Raw genomic sequence first — 19,412 nt, forward strand, 5'->3', positions numbered from 1 at the left:
TTATAACTATTTGTATATACTGTTTGTTTTCGGTATTTTGGTATCTATCAGAAGTCTTCCGGTAGAATGGAAAGTTCCGTAAAATAAGAGGCTGGCACTATTTAAAGTACCAGCCTCTGTAAAATATGGAAATGATTTATTTCATTTTCGCTTCCACCCACTTGCGGGCATTGACAAACGCTTCTATCCATGGAGTAACCTGATCGCTGTTCTTGCGGTCGGCCGGATAGCAACCGTTCTGCCATGGGAAGATGGAACGTTCCAAGTGAGGCATGATAGCCAAGTGGCGTCCGTCTGCGCTGGCCAGTGCTGCGATAGAATAATCGGAACCGTTCGGATTGCCCGGATATTCATCATAGCTATACTTCGCTACTACATTATATTTATCTTCGTCATATGGCAAAGAGAATTTTCCTTCTCCGTGAGCTACCCAGATACCCAGTTTGCTTCCACTTAAAGAGCCGAACATCACACTGCGGTTAGTCGGGATAGTAAGACCAAGGAAGCGTGATTCGAATTTGTGTGAATTGTTATGTAGCATTTTTCCTTTCTTCTTCAGTTCCGGGTTGATAAGATTGAGTTCCATCATCAGCTGGCAACCGTTGCAGACACCCAATGACAATGTATCTTCGCGTGCATAAAATTTATCCAATGCTTCTTTAGCTTTCGGGTTGAACAGGAATGCGCCTGCCCATCCTTTAGCAGAACCCAATACGTCGGAGTTAGAGAAACCGCCACAATAGACGATCATGTTTACATCTTCCAATGTTTCGCGTCCGCTGATGAGGTCGGTCATCGTCACGTCTTTCACGTCGAAACCTGCCAGGTAGAGTGAGTAAGCCATTTCGCGTTCGCCATTCGTACCTTTCTCACGGATGATAGCTGCACGGATACCGCTTGGAGTGCGACGGTCCGGAGTGATACCATATTGAGAAAGCTTGCCTTTGAATTCCGGCATGAAAGCGAATTCAACGGGCTGCATCTTGTAGTTCTCGAAACGTGCTTTAGCACAACCGTTCATAGATTGTTTGCGGTCGAGCAGGTAAGAAGAAGAATACCACACATCACGCATATAGTCGATACCGAATTGGTAAGTAGCTCCGTCTTTAGATACCAGGATGTGACGTTCATCAGTCGGTTTACCCAACTTCATATAGCCTACGCCGGCATCTTCCAGAATCTTCTTCACTTCATCCTTATGCTTGTCGCTGATCTGGATAACGATACCCGGATTTTCAGCAAACAGAATCTTAACGATATCCTGTTCTTTCATCTTGTCGAGGCTGATTTCCATACCGCCTTCTACATTAGAGAAGCACATTTCGAGCAATGTAGTGATCAAACCACCGGCAGAGATATCGTGTCCTGCAAGAATCAATCCTTTGTTGACAAGTTCCTGTACGGCAAGGAAAGCATCACGGAAATATTCGGCATCTTGTACGCAAGGTACTTCGTCACCAACTTTACCCAGAGATTGTGCAAAAGCCGAACCACCCAGTTTCAGTTCATCGAAGCTGAAGTCAATATGATAAAGCGTAGTCTTTTCATTGTTAACCAATACCGGAGATACCACTTTCTTCACGTCGGAAACTTCACCACCGGCAGAAACAATCACAGTTCCCGGAGAAATCACTTTCTCGCCGTTCGGATACTTCTGTGTCATAGACAGAGAGTCTTTTCCGGTAGGAACATTGATCTGCAGCGCGCAACAGAAATCGCTTAAAGCTTTTACAGCTGTGTAAAGACGGGCATCTTCACCTTCTTGAGAGCGGCAAGGCCACATCCAGTTGGCAGACAGTGAAATGCTATCCATACCTTCCGCCATTGGAGCCCAAACAAGATTGGTCAGCGCTTCGGATACAGAAAGAATAGAGCCGGCAGCCGGATCAGCCAATGCTGCTTGCGGAGCATGTCCGATAGAGGTAGCGATACCTTTCTCGCCACGGTAGTCGAGTGCTACGACACCGCAGTCGCTCAACGGCAACTGAAGTTCACCCTGACATTGCTGACGAGCCACTTTGCCTGTAACCGAACGGTCTACCTTGTTTGTCAACCAGTCTTTGCAGGCTACAGCTTCAAGCTGCAATACATTCGTCAGATATTCATGTAGTTTAGACAATTCGTATTTCGGCATTTCATAATGACGTTCTACGGTCTTGTCTACCATATAGGTTTTGGGAGAAGAACCGAACATCTGTTCTACGGCAAGGTCGAACGGACGTACACCGTCAGCCTGTTGGAAAGCGAAACGATGATCGCCGGTTGTTTCACCGACTACGTACATTGGAGCGCGTTCGCGTTCGGCAATCTTACGTACATGTTCAATAGCCTCTTCTTTAATCAGCAGACCCATACGTTCCTGACTTTCGTTAGCGATGATTTCTTTGGCAGACAAAGTCTTGTCGCCGATAGGCAACTTGCTCATATCGATCAAACCACCACATTCTTCCACGAGTTCGGACAGACAGTTTACGTGTCCGGCAGATCCGTGGTCATGGATAGAAACCACCGGATTCACCTCTTCTTCACAAAGAGCGCGTACTACGTTATTGGCACGTTTTTGCATTTCTGCGTTGGCACGTTGCACGGCATTCAACTCGATGCCACTGCTGTAACGACCGGTATCAACAGAAGATACGGAACCGCCACCCAGTCCGATACGGTAGTTGTCACCACCGATAACCACTACTTTGTTTCCAGCTTCCGGTGTGCCTTTCAGGCAGTCACGTTGTGTACCGTAACCAACACCACCGGCAAGCATGATTACTTTGTCGTAACCATAAACTTCTTTGTTTTCTGTATGTTCGAAAGTCAGTACCGAACCGCAGATCAGCGGTTGGCCGAACTTGTTACCGAAGTCGGAAGCACCATTGGATGCTTTGATTAGAATCTGTTCCGGAGTCTGGTATAGCCATTTGCGTACCGGAAGAATCTCTTCCCATTCGCGTCCTTCTTCTGTGCGTGGATAAGAAGTCATGTAGACAGCCGTACCTGCAATCGGCCATGAACCTTTACCACCACCCATACGGTCGCGGATTTCGCCGCCGGTACCGGTAGAAGCACCATTGAATGGCTCAACAGTAGTAGGGAAGTTATGAGTTTCCGCTTTCAGTGAGATAACACTCTTGATGTCCTTTACTTGGAAGAAATCAGGTTTTGAATGATCTGCCGGAGCAAACTGTTCCACAACCGGACCTTCAGCGAAGGCTACGTTATCTTTATAAGCAGAGATTATTTTATTCGGATTTTCCTGTGTAGTCTTTTTAATCATCTGGAACAGGGAAGATTCCTGCTCTACGCCGTCGATGATAAACGTTCCGCCGAAAATTTTGTGGCGGCAGTGTTCGGAGTTGATTTGTGCGAAACCGAATACTTCAGAGTCGGTCAGCTTCCGTCCGAGGTCCTTTTCTACTTTCTTCAGGTAGTCCATTTCTTCTTTGGAAAGAGCCAAACCTTCTTTTTCGTTGTACACTTCGAGATCTTCAATGTAGATGATCGGTTCCGGCTGACGGTTTGTCGTGAATACGTTTTGGTCGAGTCCTTTGTACATGCGTTGGAGCATCGGGTCGTAATCGGCATTTTCGTCCTTAACAGGGAAGTACTCCTCGATGCGGCTTATGCCTTCGAGCCCCATGTTTTGGGTGATTTCTACTGCGTTTGTACTCCAGGGAGTGATCATTTCGCGGCGTGGGCCAACGAAACAGCCTTTCAGGTTTTCTTCACTTTCCATCACGGCTTCGCCAAAAAGCCAGCAGAGTTTATTACTTTCGTCAGGGGTGAGCTGATGGTTGCTCTCTACGGCAATCACGCTCTTGGAAGGGGTTCTGAAAAAAAGAATCATGTTGTATATTTACGATTTTACGATTTACGATTTTACGATTGAAGTTCCTGCAGGAGAAACTCTTCTCTTTTTCTGTGGCGCAAAGATAATCAATTTCGTTGGTGGTAGGAAAAAAATAGAGAATAAATTCCTATACCTTATTTAATATGTTTATTTTCGATGTACGTTTTACTTATTATCGCTATATATAGTGATTCTTGTGTGGAAAAAACGTTAATATACTATCCCCATATCACAAAAAAGTGCGATATTTGCGACATGATTCAGATAGAGACAATATTCGATATATTAGTGAAAGGCTTTATTATTGGCGTTGTTGTGTCCGCACCCCTCGGTCCGGTGGGCGTATTATGCATCCAGAGGACTTTGAATAAGGGGCGTTGGTATGGATTTGTAACAGGTCTGGGAGCCTCTTTGAGCGATATAGCATACGCTTTGCTCACCGGCTACGGGATGAGCTTTGTGTTCGATTATATTAATAAGAATATTTTCTATCTGCAATTATTGGGGAGCATCATGCTACTCCTTTTTGGTATATATACCTTTCGTAGCAACCCGGTGCAGTCCATTCGTCCGGCTTCCTCCAGCAAAGGTTCTTATTTCCATAACTTTATTACCGCATTTTTCGTCACTCTCTCCAATCCCTTGATAATCTTTCTGTTTATCGGACTTTTCGCCCGTTTTGCCTTTGTGCAGCCGGGGGTTCTGGTGTTCGAAGAGATTACAGGATATGTTGCTATTGCTATAGGGGCATTGACCTGGTGGTTGGGGATTACTTACTTTGTGAACAAAGTGCGCACTAAATTCAACTTGCGTGGTATCTGGATACTGAATCGTGTTGTAGGAAGTATTGTAATGCTGGTATCCCTTGCCGGACTGATTTTTACTTTGTTGGGAGAATCACTTTATTAAGAGATAACTTATGAATCAGATAGCACAACAACTGAAAGAGAAGAATATTGCCGAGTACCTTATATATATGTGGCAAGAGGAAGACTTGATCCGCGCCAATCATTGTGAACCGGAAGAGATGGAGGTAAATATAATTGCCCGTTATCCGGCAGATCAGCAGCCTGCCATGAGAGAATGGTATACCAACCTGATTACGATGATGAGTGAGGAAGGAGTACGGGAAAAAGGCCATTTGCAGATTAATAAGAATGTGATTATCAATCTGACAGAATTGCATAACGCATTGGCTTCTTCTCCTAAATTTCCTTTTTACAGTGCCGCCTATTTCAAGGCATTGCCGTTTATAGTAGAATTACGGAATAAAAACGGCAAGAAAGACGAGCCCGAATTGGAGACCTGTTTTGAGGCGTTGTATGGAGTGCTCCTGCTTCGTCTTCAAAAAAAGCCTATCAGTGAAGGTACTGCTAAGGCAGTGGAAGCTATCACTAGTTTCCTTTCTATGTTGGCAAACTATTATGATAAAGACCGTAAAGGTGAATTAAAACTGGATGAATAAATGAGAATTTTGGTAACGGGTGCCAACGGTCAGCTTGGCAATGAGATGCAGGTGCTTGCAAAAGAGAACCCGCAACATACGTATTATTTCACGGATGTAGAGGAGCTTAACATCTGTGACAAGCAAGCCGTTTGGGCTTATATCGCAGAGAAGCGGATTGAGCTTGTCGTGAACTGTGCCGCATATACGGCCGTAGATAAAGCGGAAGATAATTCGGAACTAGCCTATCAATTGAATTGCGAAGCACCGAAACAATTGGCAAGTGCGGCACAATTCAACGGAGCCGCCATGATACAGGTATCTACCGATTATGTCTTTGACGGTACTGCACACACTCCGTATACGGAGGATTGCGACCCTTGTCCGGACTCCGTATACGGCACCACCAAACTGGAAGGAGAATATGACGTGATGAATTATTGCGAGAAGGCAGTCGTAATCCGTACTGCATGGCTTTATTCCACTTTCGGCAATAATTTTGTGAAGACAATGATCCGTCTTGGAAAAGAGCGTGACAGTCTGGGAGTTGTTTTCGACCAGATCGGAACCCCGACTTATGCTAATGACCTGGCACGTGCCATCTATACCATTATAAATAAAGGTATAGTCCGCGGCATCTACCATTTCAGCAATGAAGGCGTTTGTTCCTGGTATGATTTCACAGTGGCTATTCATCGCTTGGCAGGAATAACCTCCTGCAAAGTGAAACCTCTGCATACAGCCGAATATCCTGCAAAGGCCAACCGTCCGGCATACTCCGTACTTGATAAAACAAAAATAAAAACAACATTTGGCATCGAAATCCCCCATTGGGAGGAAAGTCTCCAACGATGCCTGGAGAAATTGGAAATTAAAAATTGAGAGTTGAGAAATAAAAAAGAAACCACTTTGAGTATCATTTTTTAATTTCCAATTTTCAATTCTCAATTTAATAACTATGGCAGATAATACAGAAATTTTGAGACGGCGAACGTTCGCCATTATTGCGCATCCGGATGCCGGTAAGACATCATTGACGGAAAAGCTATTGCTTTTCGGTGGTCAGATACAGGTAGCAGGTGCTGTAAAGAGTAATAAGATAAAAAAGACGGCTACGTCCGACTGGATGGAAATCGAGAAACAACGTGGTATTTCGGTAACGACTTCCGTGATGGAGTTCGACTATCGGGATTATAAAATCAACATTCTCGATACTCCGGGTCACCAGGACTTTGCCGAAGACACGTACCGTACACTGACTGCTGTGGACAGCGTTATCATCGTTGTAGACGGTGCGAAAGGTGTGGAAACGCAGACGCGTAAACTGATGGAGGTATGCCGCATGAGAAAGACTCCGGTAATAATCTTCGTCAACAAAATGGACCGTGAAGGAAAAGATCCGTTCGACTTGCTCGATGAACTCGAAGAAGAACTGATGATTCAGGTTCGTCCCTTGTCCTGGCCGATAGAGCAGGGAGCACGTTTCAAAGGAGTATACAACATCTACGAACAGAAACTGGACTTGTACCAGCCATCCAAACAGATGGTAACGGAAAAAGTGGCAGTCGATATTCATACGGAAGAACTGGATCAGCAGATTGGCAAGCCATTGGCAGACAAGCTGCGTGGTGATCTGGAACTGATCGAAGGTGTTTATCCCGAATTTGATTCGGAATCCTATCTCGCAGGAGACTGTGCACCTGTATTCTTCGGATCAGCGTTGAACAACTTCGGTGTGCAAGAGCTGCTGAACTGTTTCGTGGAGATAGCTCCCAGTCCTCGTCCCGTACAGGCAGAAGAGCGTGAAGTGAATCCCGACGAACCGAAATTCACCGGATTCATCTTTAAGATCACAGCCAATATTGATCCCAATCACCGTTCTTGTGTGGCATTCTGTAAGATTTGCTCCGGCAAGTTTGTCCGCAATGCTCCCTATGTGCACGTTCGTCATGGAAAGACCATGCGTTTTTCATCGCCCACCCAATTTATGGCACAGCGTAAAACAACGATTGACGAAGCCTATGCAGGAGATATTATCGGTCTGCCGGATAATGGTACCTTTAAGATTGGCGATACGCTGACAGAAGGTGAAATGCTTCATTTCCGCGGATTGCCGAGCTTCTCGCCGGAGATGTTCAAGTATATTGAAAATGCCGATCCGATGAAGCAGAAACAGTTGGCGAAAGGTATCGATCAGTTGATGGATGAAGGTGTGGCACAGTTGTTTGTCAATCAGTTCAATGGCCGTAAGATTATCGGTACGGTGGGACAGTTGCAGTTTGAGGTCATTCAGTACCGTTTGTTGAATGAATACAATGCGTCCTGTCGCTGGGAACCGGTAAGTCTTTATAAAGCCTGTTGGGTAGAAAGCGATGATCCCGCAGAACTGGAAGCCTTCAAGAAACGTAAATACCAGTATATGGCAAAGGATAGAGAAGGGCGCGATGTGTTCCTGGCAGACTCCGGTTATGTACTTCAGATGGCTCAGATGGACTTTAAACACATCAAATTCCACTTTACAAGTGAGTTTTAAAACATATTCCGTTGATTTTAACTAAAAAATCAGGTAAAAAAAGGAAAAACATATCTCATATAAATGAGTGAATAGAAATGAAGACACTATCCTGGGATAAAATTCAGCAAGGGGATGAAGAGGCATTCCGGCAGCTTTATGAGCAATATGCAGATTTACTGTATGGATATGGCATGAAGATAGCCGGTGATGAGACTCTGGTAACCGAGGCGATACAGTCGTTGTTTGTTTACATCTTTGAGAAAAGAGAAACTTGCGCGGCTCCTCAATCCATACCCGCTTACTTATGTGTTTCGTTGAGACACATGATAGTGAACGAACTGAAAAAGGAGAATAGTGGCTCATTAAAATCACTGGATGAAGTAGGCACAAATGAATATCAGTTTGATCTGGAGATTGATATTGAAACTGCTATTATCCGTTCAGAGTTAGAAAAAGAACAGCTAGAAGTTTTGCAGAAAGAGCTGAACAATTTGACAAAGCAACAGCGGGAGGTATTGTATCTTAAGTACTATAAGAAGATGAGTCCGGAAGAAATAGCCCAGGTGATGGGACTCACTTCACGTACGGTTTACAATACTACTCATATGGCTATCTCCAGTTTGCGGGAGCGTATGAGCAAATCTTTCTTGTTGTTGGTAGCAGCTAATTTGTGGATTTTTAATTGAGGTGTGAGATATGGAAAAGTGGACAGAATCTTTAGATAAATACTTAGAAGAAGGAAAACTTCCTCTGGTTGGCGAAATCTTTTCTCGTAAAAAAGAAATAGGTGATAAGCTGAAGTTGCAACGTGAGGAGAGCCATAAGATCGCCTTAAGCCGGAGAAGAAAGCAAGGTACGGGAAGAAGTTTCTCTTTTTCATGGGGAGCGGCAGCGGCAGTTGTCCTTCTTTTGGGGATAGGCGGTTACTTCCTGGCAGAAGAAAAGGTGGTGACTGATAATACGGCTATGAACTATGAATTTCCAGATGGCAGCACTGTGCAGGTGATGGAAAATTCCCGCCTGACTTACAATCATATCACATGGCTTTGGGAGCGCAAATTGCAACTGTTGGGTAAAGCCTCTTTTAATGTAACCAAAGGCAAGACATTCACCGTCCGTACAGAAGCCGGCGACGTGACCGTACTGGGAACGAAATTCCTCATCGATCAGCAGGGAAAGAAGATGACCGTCAACTGTGAGGAAGGAAGCGTGAAAGTCGAGACTGCTGTAGGTAAGCGTACATTGCTTGCCGGAGAAAGCGTGCATTGCGATGAGAACAAGATTGTGCCGGTAGAGAAAAAGGCAGAAGAATCGGAGTTCCCCGAGGTGTTGGGGTATGAAGACGATCCGCTGATAAATGTAGTGGCAGATATTGAACACATATTTAAGGTAACAGTCGTCGGGCACGAGAAGTGCGAGGGATTGACCTACAACGGGACGGTTTTGACGAAAGACCTGAACGCCACACTGGAAAAAGTCTTCGGCTCGTGTGGAGTCAGTTATCAAATTCGAGGGAAAGAAATTATTTTGCAATAAAAAAAGCCTCTTCTGGATAGTCAGGAGAGGCTTTCTTGTTTTTCTTCAAATTTTCTTCATTTTTTCTTGGTAAAAAACAAACGGATGCTTCTCTTTCTAATATAAGAGCTATTTAATGATGTTTGAAAAAAACGGTAGAATTAATTAGAAGATTAAATGTTGTAGAAGGAATTATCCGGCCATCTTCCTTATTAGGAATAAAGGCCGGAGCTCAAAACAAACAATATTTCGAAAAGAATACAAACTAGGGCTCAAAGCAAACAATAGACAGTGGGCAGATGAAAAATTCCTGCCGGAGACGTAGGTCAGAAATGGTTCCCTCACCAGGGTTATATGAGCTTTAGAAGGCTTGTTTTTCCCGATCAAACAAGTTGGCTTAAAAGGGTTTTTCAACTAGACTGCTACGCTAATTAAAAGAATGAAAGCCGTGATGGTGCATGAGAGGTTTAACAAGACCGGTTTTATCTGGTAATTTAATAGGTTAAGAAGAGGGTATGAAACCAGATGAGGGCTAAACCGGTTTATCATTGAGTATTTTTATTTAATAATTGTTTTATCAGAGTGTGAGAGAAAGTTGAGGGGCTTTCTCTCACATTTTTTGTAATAAGTTTCTGCTCATAAATACCCTGATTATCAATCAGAGAAATGACAGTTTTATACATTATATTCCTTTCTTAATTTATTTTATAATAAAAATTTGGTATTTTCGAACGCTTTTTAGACGAACAACTTAAATTACTAATAGTTTATTATATGGAAAATATCGAAACAGCGATCCTGCTGATGGTGGTCGGAATGGCTACCGTGTTTGTTATTCTGCTGATTGTGATTTATTTAGGTAAGTTGTTGATTACATTGGTCAACAAGTACGCCCCCGAAGAAGTGGTTCCTGTGAAGCGGGAAGCACCGCGAGGTCCTACACCTGTTCCGGGAAATATTTTAGCAGCCATTACTGCTGCTGTGAATGTAGTGACACAGGGTAAAGGAAAAATCACTAAAGTAGAAAAATTATAAATCTATAAAGAATATCACTGAAAGACATGAAAAGAGAAGTAAAGTTTAGCTTGGTTTTCCGAGATATGTGGCAATCAGCCGGAAAATACGTACCTCGTGTAGACCAACTCGTAAAGGTAGCTCCGGCCATCATTGAAATGGGTTGTTTCGCCCGTGTAGAAACAAACGGCGGAGGTTTTGAACAGGTAAATTTATTATTTGGTGAAAACCCGAATACAGCCGTGCGCGAATGGACAAAACCGTTCCATGAAGCCGGTATTCAAACCCATATGCTCGACCGCGCACTGAACGGACTCCGTATGAGCCCCGTTCCGGCAGACGTCCGCAAATTATTCTACAAAGTAAAGAAAGCACAAGGAACAGACATTACCCGTACGTTCTGCGGATTGAACGATGTGCGTAATATCGCTCCTTCCATCACATACGCAAAGGAAGCAGGCATGATTTCACAATGCTCGCTTTGTATCACTCATTCGCCTATTCATACGGTAGAGTACTATACCAATATGGCACTGGAACTCATCAAACTGGGTGCAGACGAAATCTGTATCAAAGATATGGCAGGTATCGGCCGTCCCGTATCATTAGGTAAGATTGTAGCCAATATCAAGGCAGCACATCCTGAAATCCCTGTTCAGTATCATAGCCATGCAGGTCCCGGATTCAATATGGCAAGCATCCTCGAAGTATGCGAAGCAGGTTGCGACTACATCGATGTGGGTATGGAACCACTCTCATGGGGAACTGGTCATGCTGATTTACTTAGTGTACAAGCCATGCTGAAAGATGCCGGATATCAAGTGCCTGAAATTAATATGGAAGCCTACATGAAAGTGCGTGGCATGATTCAGGAATTTATGGACGACTTTCTCGGCCTGTATATCAGCCCGAAAAACCGCCTGATGAACTCCTTGCTGATTGCTCCCGGACTTCCCGGCGGTATGATGGGTAGTCTGATGGCCGACCTCGAATCCAATCTGGAATCTATCAATAAATATAAGGCAAAACACAATCTGCCGTTTATGACACAAGATCAGCTTCTCATCAAGCTGTTTGACGAAGTGGCTTACGTATGGCCTCGTGTCGGTTATCCTCCATTGGTGACTCCGTTCAGTCAATATGTGAAGAACCTTGCCATGATGAACGTGATGGCGATGGAAAAAGGGAAAGACCGTTGGGGAATGATTGCCGATGACATTTGGGACATGATTCTGGGTAAAGCCGGACGTTTGCCGGGCAAACTTGCTCCGGAAATCATTGAAAAGGCGGAACGTGAAGGCCGCAAGTTCTTCGAAGGCGATCCACAGAACAACTATCCGGATGCTCTTGATAAATATCGCAAACTGATGAAAGAGAACAAATGGGAAGCCGGACAGGACGACGAAGAACTCTTCGAATATGCGATGCACCCGGCTCAATACGAAGCCTACAAGAGTGGCAAAGCTAAAGAAGACTTCCTCGAAGACGTGGCAAAACGCCGTGCCGAAAAAGATAAATCACCGGAAGAAGATGTCAAACCGAAGACACTGACCGTACAGGTAGACGGACAGGCTTATCGTGTCACTGTAGCTTATGGTGATACCGAGCTTCCTGCTACTCCTGCGAGTGCTGCCGCTGCTCCGGCAGGCGAAGGCAAAGAGGTGGTTTCTCCGTTGGAAGGCAAGTTCTTCTTGGTGAAAAATGCACAAGAAACTGCTTTGCAAGTAGGCGACACGGTGAAAGAAGGAGACGTAATCTGCTATGTAGAAGCGATGAAAACCTACAATGCGATTCGCGCTGAATTTGGCGGCACAGTGACTGCTATCTGTGCCAACCCGGGAGATGCTGTTTCAGAAGATGATGTATTAATGAGGATAGGATAATGAACGAAATATTTGAGAACTTATATGACATGACTGCGTTCAGCAATATCATTGCCGAACCGCAGTTCCTGATAATGTATGCCATCGCGTTCATCCTGCTCTATCTCGGAATTAAGAAACAGTATGAACCGTTGTTGCTTGTGCCTATCGCTTTCGGTGTGTTGCTTGCCAACTTCCCCGGAGGAGATATGGGTGTGATTCAGGCTGATGAGAATGGTATGATTATGGTGAACGGAGTGATGAAGAACATCTGGGAAATGCCTCTGCATGACATTGCCCACGAACTCGGCATCATGAACTTTATTTACTATATGCTGATTAAGACAGGTTTCCTGCCTCCGATCATCTTCATGGGTGTCGGTGCGTTGACGGACTTCGGACCGATGTTGCGTAACCTGCGTCTTTCTATTTTCGGTGCAGCCGCACAGTTGGGTATCTTTACCGTGCTGTTGGTGGCTATCCTGATGGGATTCACTCCGAAAGAAGCTGCCTCTCTGGGAATTATCGGTGGTGCGGATGGGCCGACGGCTATCTTTACCACCATCAAACTTGCTCCGCATTTGCTGGGTCCTATTGCCATTGCAGCTTACTCATACATGGCACTCGTTCCGGTGATTATTCCGCTGGTAGTGAAACTGTTCTGTACGAAGAAAGAGTTGAGTATCAACATGAAAGAGCAAGAAAAGATGTATCCCTCAAAGACGGAAATCAAGAATCTGCGTGTATTGAAGATTATCTTCCCGATTGTGGTAACTACCGTTGTGGCCCTCTTCGTGCCAAGTGCTGTGCCATTGATCGGAATGCTGATGTTCGGTAACCTGGTGAAAGAGATCGGAACCAATACATTCCGTTTGTTCGATGCTGCTTCCAATAGCATCATGAATGCAGCTACTATCTTCCTCGGATTGTCTGTAGGGGCAACAATGACTGCCGAAGCATTCCTCAACTGGACAACAATCGGTATCGTGATCGGTGGATTCCTTGCATTTGCACTTTCTATAACCGGTGGTATTTTCTTTGTGAAACTAGTGAATCTTTTCTCGAAGAAGAAAATCAATCCGCTTATCGGTGCAACCGGTTTGAGTGCTGTTCCGATGGCAAGCCGCGTAGCCAATGAAATAGCTTTGAAGTACGATCCGAAGAATCACGTATTGCAATACTGCATGGCAAGCAACATCTCCGGCGTAATCGGTTCTGCCGTAGCTGCGGGTGTGTTAATTTCCTTCCTTGCGTAGTCAATATAGCTGACCTTATATACAAGAATCCGGAGATATGGGTATTGCCCATTCTCCGGATTATTTATTATATACTGCTTTATGAATGCAGATTTCAGATTCTTCTTTTATTCACTAATCACTTTTCTGTATTCCGCTACCGCCATCTTTTCCGACAGATACGCATTAATCAGATTCGTGTGTGCTTGTGTCCATGATAGTTGTGCCGACAACACATCTACCATATTCGCTTTTCCCTCATTGTAAGAGAACGAAACCAGGTCGAGATTTTCATTGGCCAGATTCATAGTCTCGGTGGCAGTTTTCACTTGATATTCCGTTTCCGTCAGTTTGGTTAGTGCGGCAGAAAGTTCCTCGTTGATATTGTCCGTCACATAACTCTGTTGCAGTTTCTGTATTCCGATGTACGCTTTTTGCTGGCGGTTCGTTTTGAACCGGGCTCCCCACCGGAAAATCGGGATATTGATATTAATGCCGACGATGGGATTGAAAGATACATCATATCCGAGATTAGGCGTAGCCGTAGCCCATCCGCCACTGAAATACATATTCAGTTGCGGGTTGAACTGACTAAGAGCCGCTTTGCGCTGTGCCTCACTCTTCATGATGTTCACTTCCGTACTTTCAAAATCCGCACGGCGTTGCAACACATTCTCTAAAGAAAGTATCTGTACCGGGGCAGAAGCCTTGTCAATCGTATAAAGACTGTCTACAGGACTATTGGGCTCTTCTCCCATTAAGATATTCAGCTTTTGCAGGGCCAGCGTATAGTTCTGACGAGCCTTGATATATTGCAGCTCCGCTTCTTTTAACCGGGTGGAAATCATTAATAAATCCGTGCGGCTAATCATCCCGTCGCTGAAACGATCCTGTATGATGTCATACTGCTGTTTCACGATGCTTTGATACTTATCCGCTGCTTGCAACATAGCTTGTGAGGCAGAAGCATTCCAGTAAATCGCATCACTTTGGTAATGAATCTGGTCGATGGTAAGCTCCTCGTTCAGCTGATTCAGCTTTTCATCCGCTTTGGCAATCTTGTGCTGGGCGTTGAGTGCTCCTCCTGTGTACAATGGTTGCGAAACGATAAATACTCCTTGATAAGTATGATTGCGGTATTCGCCCAATGGCTCGTTCCATGCACTAAGGTCGCTCATGTTAAGCGTACCGTCCGCATTGACATCGATTTTAGGTAAGAAACCGGTATGAGCAATTTTCCGTGCTTCCGTACTTGCCATTGTCTTTAGTTTCTGTTGCTTCAGTATTTGGCTGTAAGCTTCCACCTTATCCCGGTAGGCTTCCCGGCTAAGATAAGGCTGTTGTGCCCCGGCCGTGAGGCCGAGGAACAATAGAGACAGAGTTATAAGTTGAGTTTTCATTTTATTCAATCTAAATAATAAATTCAAGTTTCATATAAGAATAGGCAATTAGCCTTTGATTCTCTGAATGGCACAATAAGCTACCGGAAGAACAAACAATGTCAGCGCCGAAGCCACCAACAAACCTCCCATAATCGTAGCCGCCATACCGCCAAACATTGCATCGAACAACAATGGTAACATACCCAGAATAGTAGTACCGGACGCCATTGCTACAGGAATAATACGGCTGGTCGTGGCACTGACAACAGCATCCAACGGTTTTTTGCCCGTCTTTGCCTCCAGGTCAATCTGCTCTACAAGCACAATCGCGTTTTTGATATTCATACCAATCAGTCCGAGCAACCCCAAAATAGAGAAGAAGTCGAACGACTTGCCGAGTAACACCAATCCCAACACGATACCGATAAAGATAAGCGGCAGCATCAACAGGATCACTGTCGGTTTACGGTACGTCCTGAACAAGAACAACAGAGTGACAAACATCAGGAAGAACGTCAACGGCAAGTTCTTGGCCAGCGCCTCATTAGATTCCACCTGACTTTCCTGCTCCCCGAAATATTTCATTGTATATCCCTCCGGCACTTTTATTTCTTTCTGTACCAGCGGCCAAACCTCATTGAAAGCAGCAATCGCATTTACCCCGCGACGCGGATCGCACTGTGCCATCATCACCATTTGCCGGTTGTAATCTTTCACGTTCGAGAAACGGTACTGGAAATCAAATTCCGATACCACCTGTTCCAGGCTGGTTGTCTCATTCCCTGTGCCAAACACAGGCAACGTGCGCAAGTCATTGATGCGGAATGAATCCACCGTGTTGTCCTTCAATAAGATAGGCAACACCTGATCCCCCTGCCGGTATTCTCCGAGCGTCATACCCGTAGTTCCGATCTGGATACTCTGTGCCATGCCCTGACGGGACACCCCTAATGGCTGTGCCCGTTCGGGACTATATATCGGTTTCCACACAGGAATCTTGTTTCCCCACGAATTGCGTATGTTGATTAAATCCGGATTCCGGTGCATAATCTCCAATGCCTGATTGGTGAGTGCCACAAGTGTGTCTACATCCGGTCCTATAAACCCGATTTCGATAGCGGCATCCACCGCGGGCGACAGCTTGAACAGACTTGTACGCGTAATCGCATTCGGATAATTCGCCTTCATATATGCGTCGAAATCTTCCTCATACTCTTTTGTATATTTACTGTCTGTTAATTCAATCAACACATTGGCAAAATTCGGTTTCGGTCCTACGGAAGTGGAAGCGAGGTAATACCTTAACGGCGTGCTGCCGAAGGTGATCGACACTTTTTTCACTTCCGGCTGCTTTGCCAGATGCTCTTCCACCGATTTCATCTCTTTCACCACATCGTTGATGCTATATCCGTCGGGATAGAACACGTCTGCCCGGAAATAGGGCTTGTCCAAAGAAGGGAAGAAGTTTTGCGGCATCGTCCCCATGATAATCAGTGAAGCAACGAAAAGCACTACCATCGAACCCAGTGTCAACGTTTTCCTACGAATCAGTGTACGGAGGATAGAAGCGAATTTGTGATAAAACGGTTTATCATACGGGTCTTTGGCACCATCTTTTGCTTTCGCTTTCAGGATGAAATTACCAAAAACGGTGGTCTGCGTCAGTGCAAGTACCCAGCTCAATCCCAACGAGATGGCAAGTACCACAAAAAGCGGTTTCACAATTTCCGCTACGGCAGAAGGAGCAAGGTAGAGCGGAAGGAACGAACAGATAGCGATAAAAGTAGCCCCGAGCAATCCCCATTGCGGACCCGTTGCACCATCTATTAGTGCTTTCCGCCGATCTACTCCACGGGCAATGGCAATCTGTGCGTTATCCGTCACCACAATGGCGTTGTCCACCAGCATACCCATGGCGATGATAAATCCCGCCAACGAAGTACGGTTCAGCCCGACACCGAAGAAAGACATGATAAGCAATGTACCTCCAATGGAGAAAATAAGTGACGAACCGATCAGCATACCTGCACGCAAGCCCATCACCAACATGATAATCACAATCACAATCAGAATAGATTCGATCAGATTGATGATAAATCCGTTGTTGGCTTCATTGGCTATTTCGTTTTCCAGATATAGACTTTGTAGCTCCAATCCCACAGGCATCAGTGGCAGCAATTCGTCCAGCTTGGCTTTCACATTCTTACCCGTTTGCACCACATCCCGTTGCGGGTCGGTGGAGACACCGATGCCGATGGCACGTTTGCCGTTCACGTGCATAATGTTGGATGGGGGATCTATGTATCCTTTTTCGATAACGGCGATATCACCGAGTTTCACCTGTCCGGCCTTTGTGGTAATTACTTGGTTGCGAATATCGTCTACAGTGGTGTACATGCCGTTGGCAGTCACCCGGAGTTGTTGCTCGCCGGCACGGATTTCTCCGGTATTGATAATCTGATTCTGCGATTGCAGCAGACTGGCAAGCTGTTTCGGGTCGATGCCCATACCTACGAGCTTATTAGTAGAAATGAAAATATTAACCACTTCTGTCTGCGTTCCGAACAAAGCCACTTTCATCACTCCGTCTGCCGTCACTACCTGTGTCTTGATCCGTTCCGCCCAGTTGCGCATCTCTTCGTATGTGTAACCGTCGTCCGCCGTCAGACCGTAATAGATGCCGAACACGTCACCGAAATCATCGGAAACAGTTGGTGCGGAAGCACCGCTTGGCAACTGTGGCTGTATGTTGAGCACCTTCCGTCGTAACTCGTCCCACTTCTGTGGAATGGAGCTTGCTGACAAGGAAGGTTGTAATTCGAATGTGATTTTTGAAAGCCCGTACATAGATTCTGATTTAATCTTGTACACACCGCTCATACTTTGAATCTCGCGGGAGATGGGCTCGGTAATCAACCGCTCCACTTCAGCCGGTTCGGCACCCGGATAACGGGTCATGATAACCGCCGACTTTATCACGAAAGGAGCATCCTCTTTCTTGCCTAGCTTGCCAAAGGAAGTGATTCCCCCAATCAGCAGCACGGCAAGAAAGAAATAGATGATTTTCGTATTATCTAATGAATATCTAGCTAAACTCATAATAAATGATAGTTGATAGTTGATAAATGATAGTTGGGATTAAATGATAGTTGACAATTGATAAATGATAGTTGGTAAGTGATCGGTAAAGAAAATGATTACTAGCCGATTCCAATTAGCAGTACCCTATGGCACAGCCCACTATCATTTATCACCTATCACCTATTATAGATTCTCCTTCCACTAGTTGGTGTACGCCTGCAATGACGATTTTTTCACCGGGTTTCAAACCTTCCGAGATGAGCGCCTGTGCTTCTCCGGTCGGGGCGTTGACGGTCACTTCCCGTTTGTGGACTTTGTTGTCTTCTACCACCCAGACATACATTTTATTCCCTTCACTTTCACCGAATACGGCACTAAGTGGTACAATCGTCCAGCTATCCTGCACCAACGGACCTACATCTGCTGTGAAACGGATGCCACACGTGAAACCGGGTTTCACTGCATAAAGATCACGGTCGAATGACGGGTCGTCAATCGTGATACTGACCGGGATACCTGTGCCATCGGTCGAAATATCCAGATATTCTTCCAGTTTCGCTTGAAACACGTGTCCTTTGAAGGTATCAAACTCAACAAGGAAACGCGGATCTTTGGCGCGCAACAAATAAAGATAAGCATCCGGAATGGTGAATTTGATACGCAGATTGTGCGTGTTGACAAGCTGAACGATACCTTCACCGGAGTTGACACGCTGATAGTTTTCTACCAGTCGTTTTTCGATAGAACCGTCGAAAGGAGCTGTCAGCTTGGTGTCGCGCATATTGTTGGCAGACAGTTCGTATTCAGACTTCGCCTTTTGGAAGTTGGCGAGGCTGATTTCATATTCCTGTACGGAGATCGCTTGTCGGGAGAGGAGCCGTTTGTTACGTTCCACTTGTGCCGAAGCCGTTTCGTATGCTGATTTTGTAGCAGCATATTGCAACGCGATGTCTCTGGGGTCGATAGCTGCTATGAGTTGTCCCTTTTTCACTTTCTGTCCTTCGATGACAGGAAGCTGGATGATTTGTCCGTTGACCCGGAAAGCCAGCTTCACATATTCCACCGCTTCCACGATTCCCGAGAAATCTTTTCTGATAATCGATCTTGACTCGACAATCGTAGTCTTTACGGGACGGGCAGTTGTCGTTGTCGTTTCTTTTTTCTGTCCGCAGCCAGCAAGCAAGATTGCAGCCGCAGCCGCCAGGACGAATCCAATTTTCTTTTTCATATACCACGTTGATGTTTAGAGGTTTTGCGTTGATAAATAGCGAATAATATACTAAAACAACTCCCGTTTATTTATGTTCAACATTCCTATCTTTTCATATTCTGCCTCTTAACCATTATATGGAACACAAAAAAACGGGAACTTTACCGTTTCTAAGGTAAAATTCTCATCCAACTCTTTTGAAGGTTATTGCATTATTCATAACGAAACCGTACGAATTTGAATTAAATGAACTATTTCACCACAGAGGACACGGAGGACACAGAGATTATTATAACCTCTGTGTCCTCCG

General features: G+C 45.1%; 13 protein-coding genes. 9 read left to right on the forward strand and 4 right to left on the reverse strand.

The genetic code is table 11. The features are described from left to right. Positions 1-136 precede the first annotated feature (136 nt). Complete coding sequence (gene purL, locus AAHJ11_RS19720) at positions 137-3,841, reverse strand: phosphoribosylformylglycinamidine synthase (RefSeq protein ID WP_148364671.1); 3,705 nt, start codon at positions 3,839-3,841, stop codon at positions 137-139. A gap of 258 nt (positions 3,842-4,099) precedes the next feature. Between purL and AAHJ11_RS19725 the strand changes: the two genes are divergently transcribed. The 9 genes from AAHJ11_RS19725 (at position 4,100) to AAHJ11_RS19765 (ending at position 13,450) form a co-directional block, all read left to right on the forward strand. After that, positions 4,100-4,753: a LysE family translocator gene (locus AAHJ11_RS19725; protein ID WP_008774798.1), complete on the forward strand. Its 654-nt coding sequence runs from the start codon at positions 4,100-4,102 to the stop codon at positions 4,751-4,753. A 10-nt stretch (positions 4,754-4,763) separates the two neighbouring features. After that, positions 4,764-5,309, forward strand: a complete 546-nt coding sequence (locus AAHJ11_RS19730) for a DUF4924 family protein (protein WP_008774797.1) — start codon at positions 4,764-4,766, stop codon at positions 5,307-5,309. Then, positions 5,310-6,170: a dTDP-4-dehydrorhamnose reductase gene (gene rfbD, locus AAHJ11_RS19735; protein WP_004300950.1), complete on the forward strand. Its 861-nt coding sequence runs from the start codon at positions 5,310-5,312 to the stop codon at positions 6,168-6,170. Between the two features lie 76 nt (positions 6,171-6,246). Beyond that, positions 6,247-7,821: a peptide chain release factor 3 gene (locus AAHJ11_RS19740; protein ID WP_008025990.1), complete on the forward strand. Its 1,575-nt coding sequence runs from the start codon at positions 6,247-6,249 to the stop codon at positions 7,819-7,821. Between the two features lie 77 nt (positions 7,822-7,898). Beyond that, positions 7,899-8,489 carry an RNA polymerase sigma factor gene (locus tag AAHJ11_RS19745; RefSeq protein WP_008999793.1) on the forward strand — a complete coding sequence of 197 codons (591 nt, stop codon included), beginning with the start codon at positions 7,899-7,901 and terminating at the stop codon, positions 8,487-8,489. A 10-nt stretch (positions 8,490-8,499) separates the two neighbouring features. Next, positions 8,500-9,339 (forward strand): FecR family protein, encoded by an 840-nt coding sequence (locus tag AAHJ11_RS19750; protein ID WP_258981419.1) that lies wholly within the window; start codon positions 8,500-8,502, stop codon positions 9,337-9,339. A gap of 753 nt (positions 9,340-10,092) precedes the next feature. Beyond that, positions 10,093-10,353 carry an OadG family protein gene (locus tag AAHJ11_RS19755; protein ID WP_148364674.1) on the forward strand — a complete coding sequence of 87 codons (261 nt, stop codon included), beginning with the start codon at positions 10,093-10,095 and terminating at the stop codon, positions 10,351-10,353. A gap of 26 nt (positions 10,354-10,379) precedes the next feature. Next, positions 10,380-12,215, forward strand: coding sequence for a biotin/lipoyl-containing protein (locus AAHJ11_RS19760; RefSeq protein ID WP_217721190.1), 1,836 nt, complete (start codon positions 10,380-10,382; stop codon positions 12,213-12,215). Further along, positions 12,215-13,450, forward strand: coding sequence for a sodium ion-translocating decarboxylase subunit beta (locus AAHJ11_RS19765; protein ID WP_148364676.1), 1,236 nt, complete (start codon positions 12,215-12,217; stop codon positions 13,448-13,450). The genes AAHJ11_RS19760 and AAHJ11_RS19765 overlap by 1 nt, the downstream gene beginning before the upstream one ends. 107 nt (positions 13,451-13,557) lie before the next feature. On the opposite strand, the gene AAHJ11_RS19770 is transcribed toward AAHJ11_RS19765, so the two are convergent. The 3 genes from AAHJ11_RS19770 to AAHJ11_RS19780 all read right to left on the reverse strand — a co-directional run bounded on the left by AAHJ11_RS19770 (position 13,558) and on the right by AAHJ11_RS19780 (position 19,120). Continuing rightward, positions 13,558-14,829, reverse strand: coding sequence for a TolC family protein (locus AAHJ11_RS19770; RefSeq protein ID WP_320974935.1), 1,272 nt, complete (start codon positions 14,827-14,829; stop codon positions 13,558-13,560). A gap of 48 nt (positions 14,830-14,877) precedes the next feature. Further along, the gene (locus AAHJ11_RS19775) at positions 14,878-17,910 is read right to left on the reverse strand and encodes an efflux RND transporter permease subunit (RefSeq protein ID WP_320974936.1); all 3,033 of its coding nucleotides are present in this window, start codon (positions 17,908-17,910) and stop codon (positions 14,878-14,880) included. Positions 17,911-18,061: 151 nt separating this feature from the next. Then, positions 18,062-19,120, reverse strand: coding sequence for an efflux RND transporter periplasmic adaptor subunit (locus AAHJ11_RS19780; protein ID WP_195650592.1), 1,059 nt, complete (start codon positions 19,118-19,120; stop codon positions 18,062-18,064). Positions 19,121-19,412: the final 292 nt, after the last annotated feature.

This window comes from Bacteroides sp. 90-K9/2 (assembly GCF_047310725.1).
Taxonomy (GTDB): Bacteria; Bacteroidota; Bacteroidia; order Bacteroidales; family Bacteroidaceae; genus Bacteroides; species Bacteroides vicugnae.

Bases quoted from the DNA above. Each gene is read 5' to 3' on its own strand.
- AAHJ11_RS19740 (WP_008025990.1), top strand. From the start codon at position 6,247: ATGGCAGATAATACAGAAATTTTGAGACGGCGAACGTTCGCCATTATT.
- AAHJ11_RS19770 (WP_320974935.1), bottom strand. From the start codon at position 14,829: ATGAAAACTCAACTTATAACTCTGTCTCTATTGTTCCTCGGCCTCACG.
- AAHJ11_RS19775 (WP_320974936.1), bottom strand. From the start codon at position 17,910: ATGAGTTTAGCTAGATATTCATTAGATAATACGAAAATCATCTATTTC.
- AAHJ11_RS19750 (WP_258981419.1), top strand. From the start codon at position 8,500: ATGGAAAAGTGGACAGAATCTTTAGATAAATACTTAGAAGAAGGAAAA.
- AAHJ11_RS19745 (WP_008999793.1), top strand. From the start codon at position 7,899: ATGAAGACACTATCCTGGGATAAAATTCAGCAAGGGGATGAAGAGGCA.
- purL (WP_148364671.1), bottom strand. From the start codon at position 3,841: ATGATTCTTTTTTTCAGAACCCCTTCCAAGAGCGTGATTGCCGTAGAG.
- AAHJ11_RS19780 (WP_195650592.1), bottom strand. From the start codon at position 19,120: ATGAAAAAGAAAATTGGATTCGTCCTGGCGGCTGCGGCTGCAATCTTG.
- AAHJ11_RS19725 (WP_008774798.1), top strand. From the start codon at position 4,100: ATGATTCAGATAGAGACAATATTCGATATATTAGTGAAAGGCTTTATT.
- AAHJ11_RS19755 (WP_148364674.1), top strand. From the start codon at position 10,093: ATGGAAAATATCGAAACAGCGATCCTGCTGATGGTGGTCGGAATGGCT.
- AAHJ11_RS19730 (WP_008774797.1), top strand. From the start codon at position 4,764: ATGAATCAGATAGCACAACAACTGAAAGAGAAGAATATTGCCGAGTAC.
- AAHJ11_RS19760 (WP_217721190.1), top strand. From the start codon at position 10,380: ATGAAAAGAGAAGTAAAGTTTAGCTTGGTTTTCCGAGATATGTGGCAA.
- rfbD (WP_004300950.1), top strand. From the start codon at position 5,310: ATGAGAATTTTGGTAACGGGTGCCAACGGTCAGCTTGGCAATGAGATG.
- AAHJ11_RS19765 (WP_148364676.1), top strand. From the start codon at position 12,215: ATGAACGAAATATTTGAGAACTTATATGACATGACTGCGTTCAGCAAT.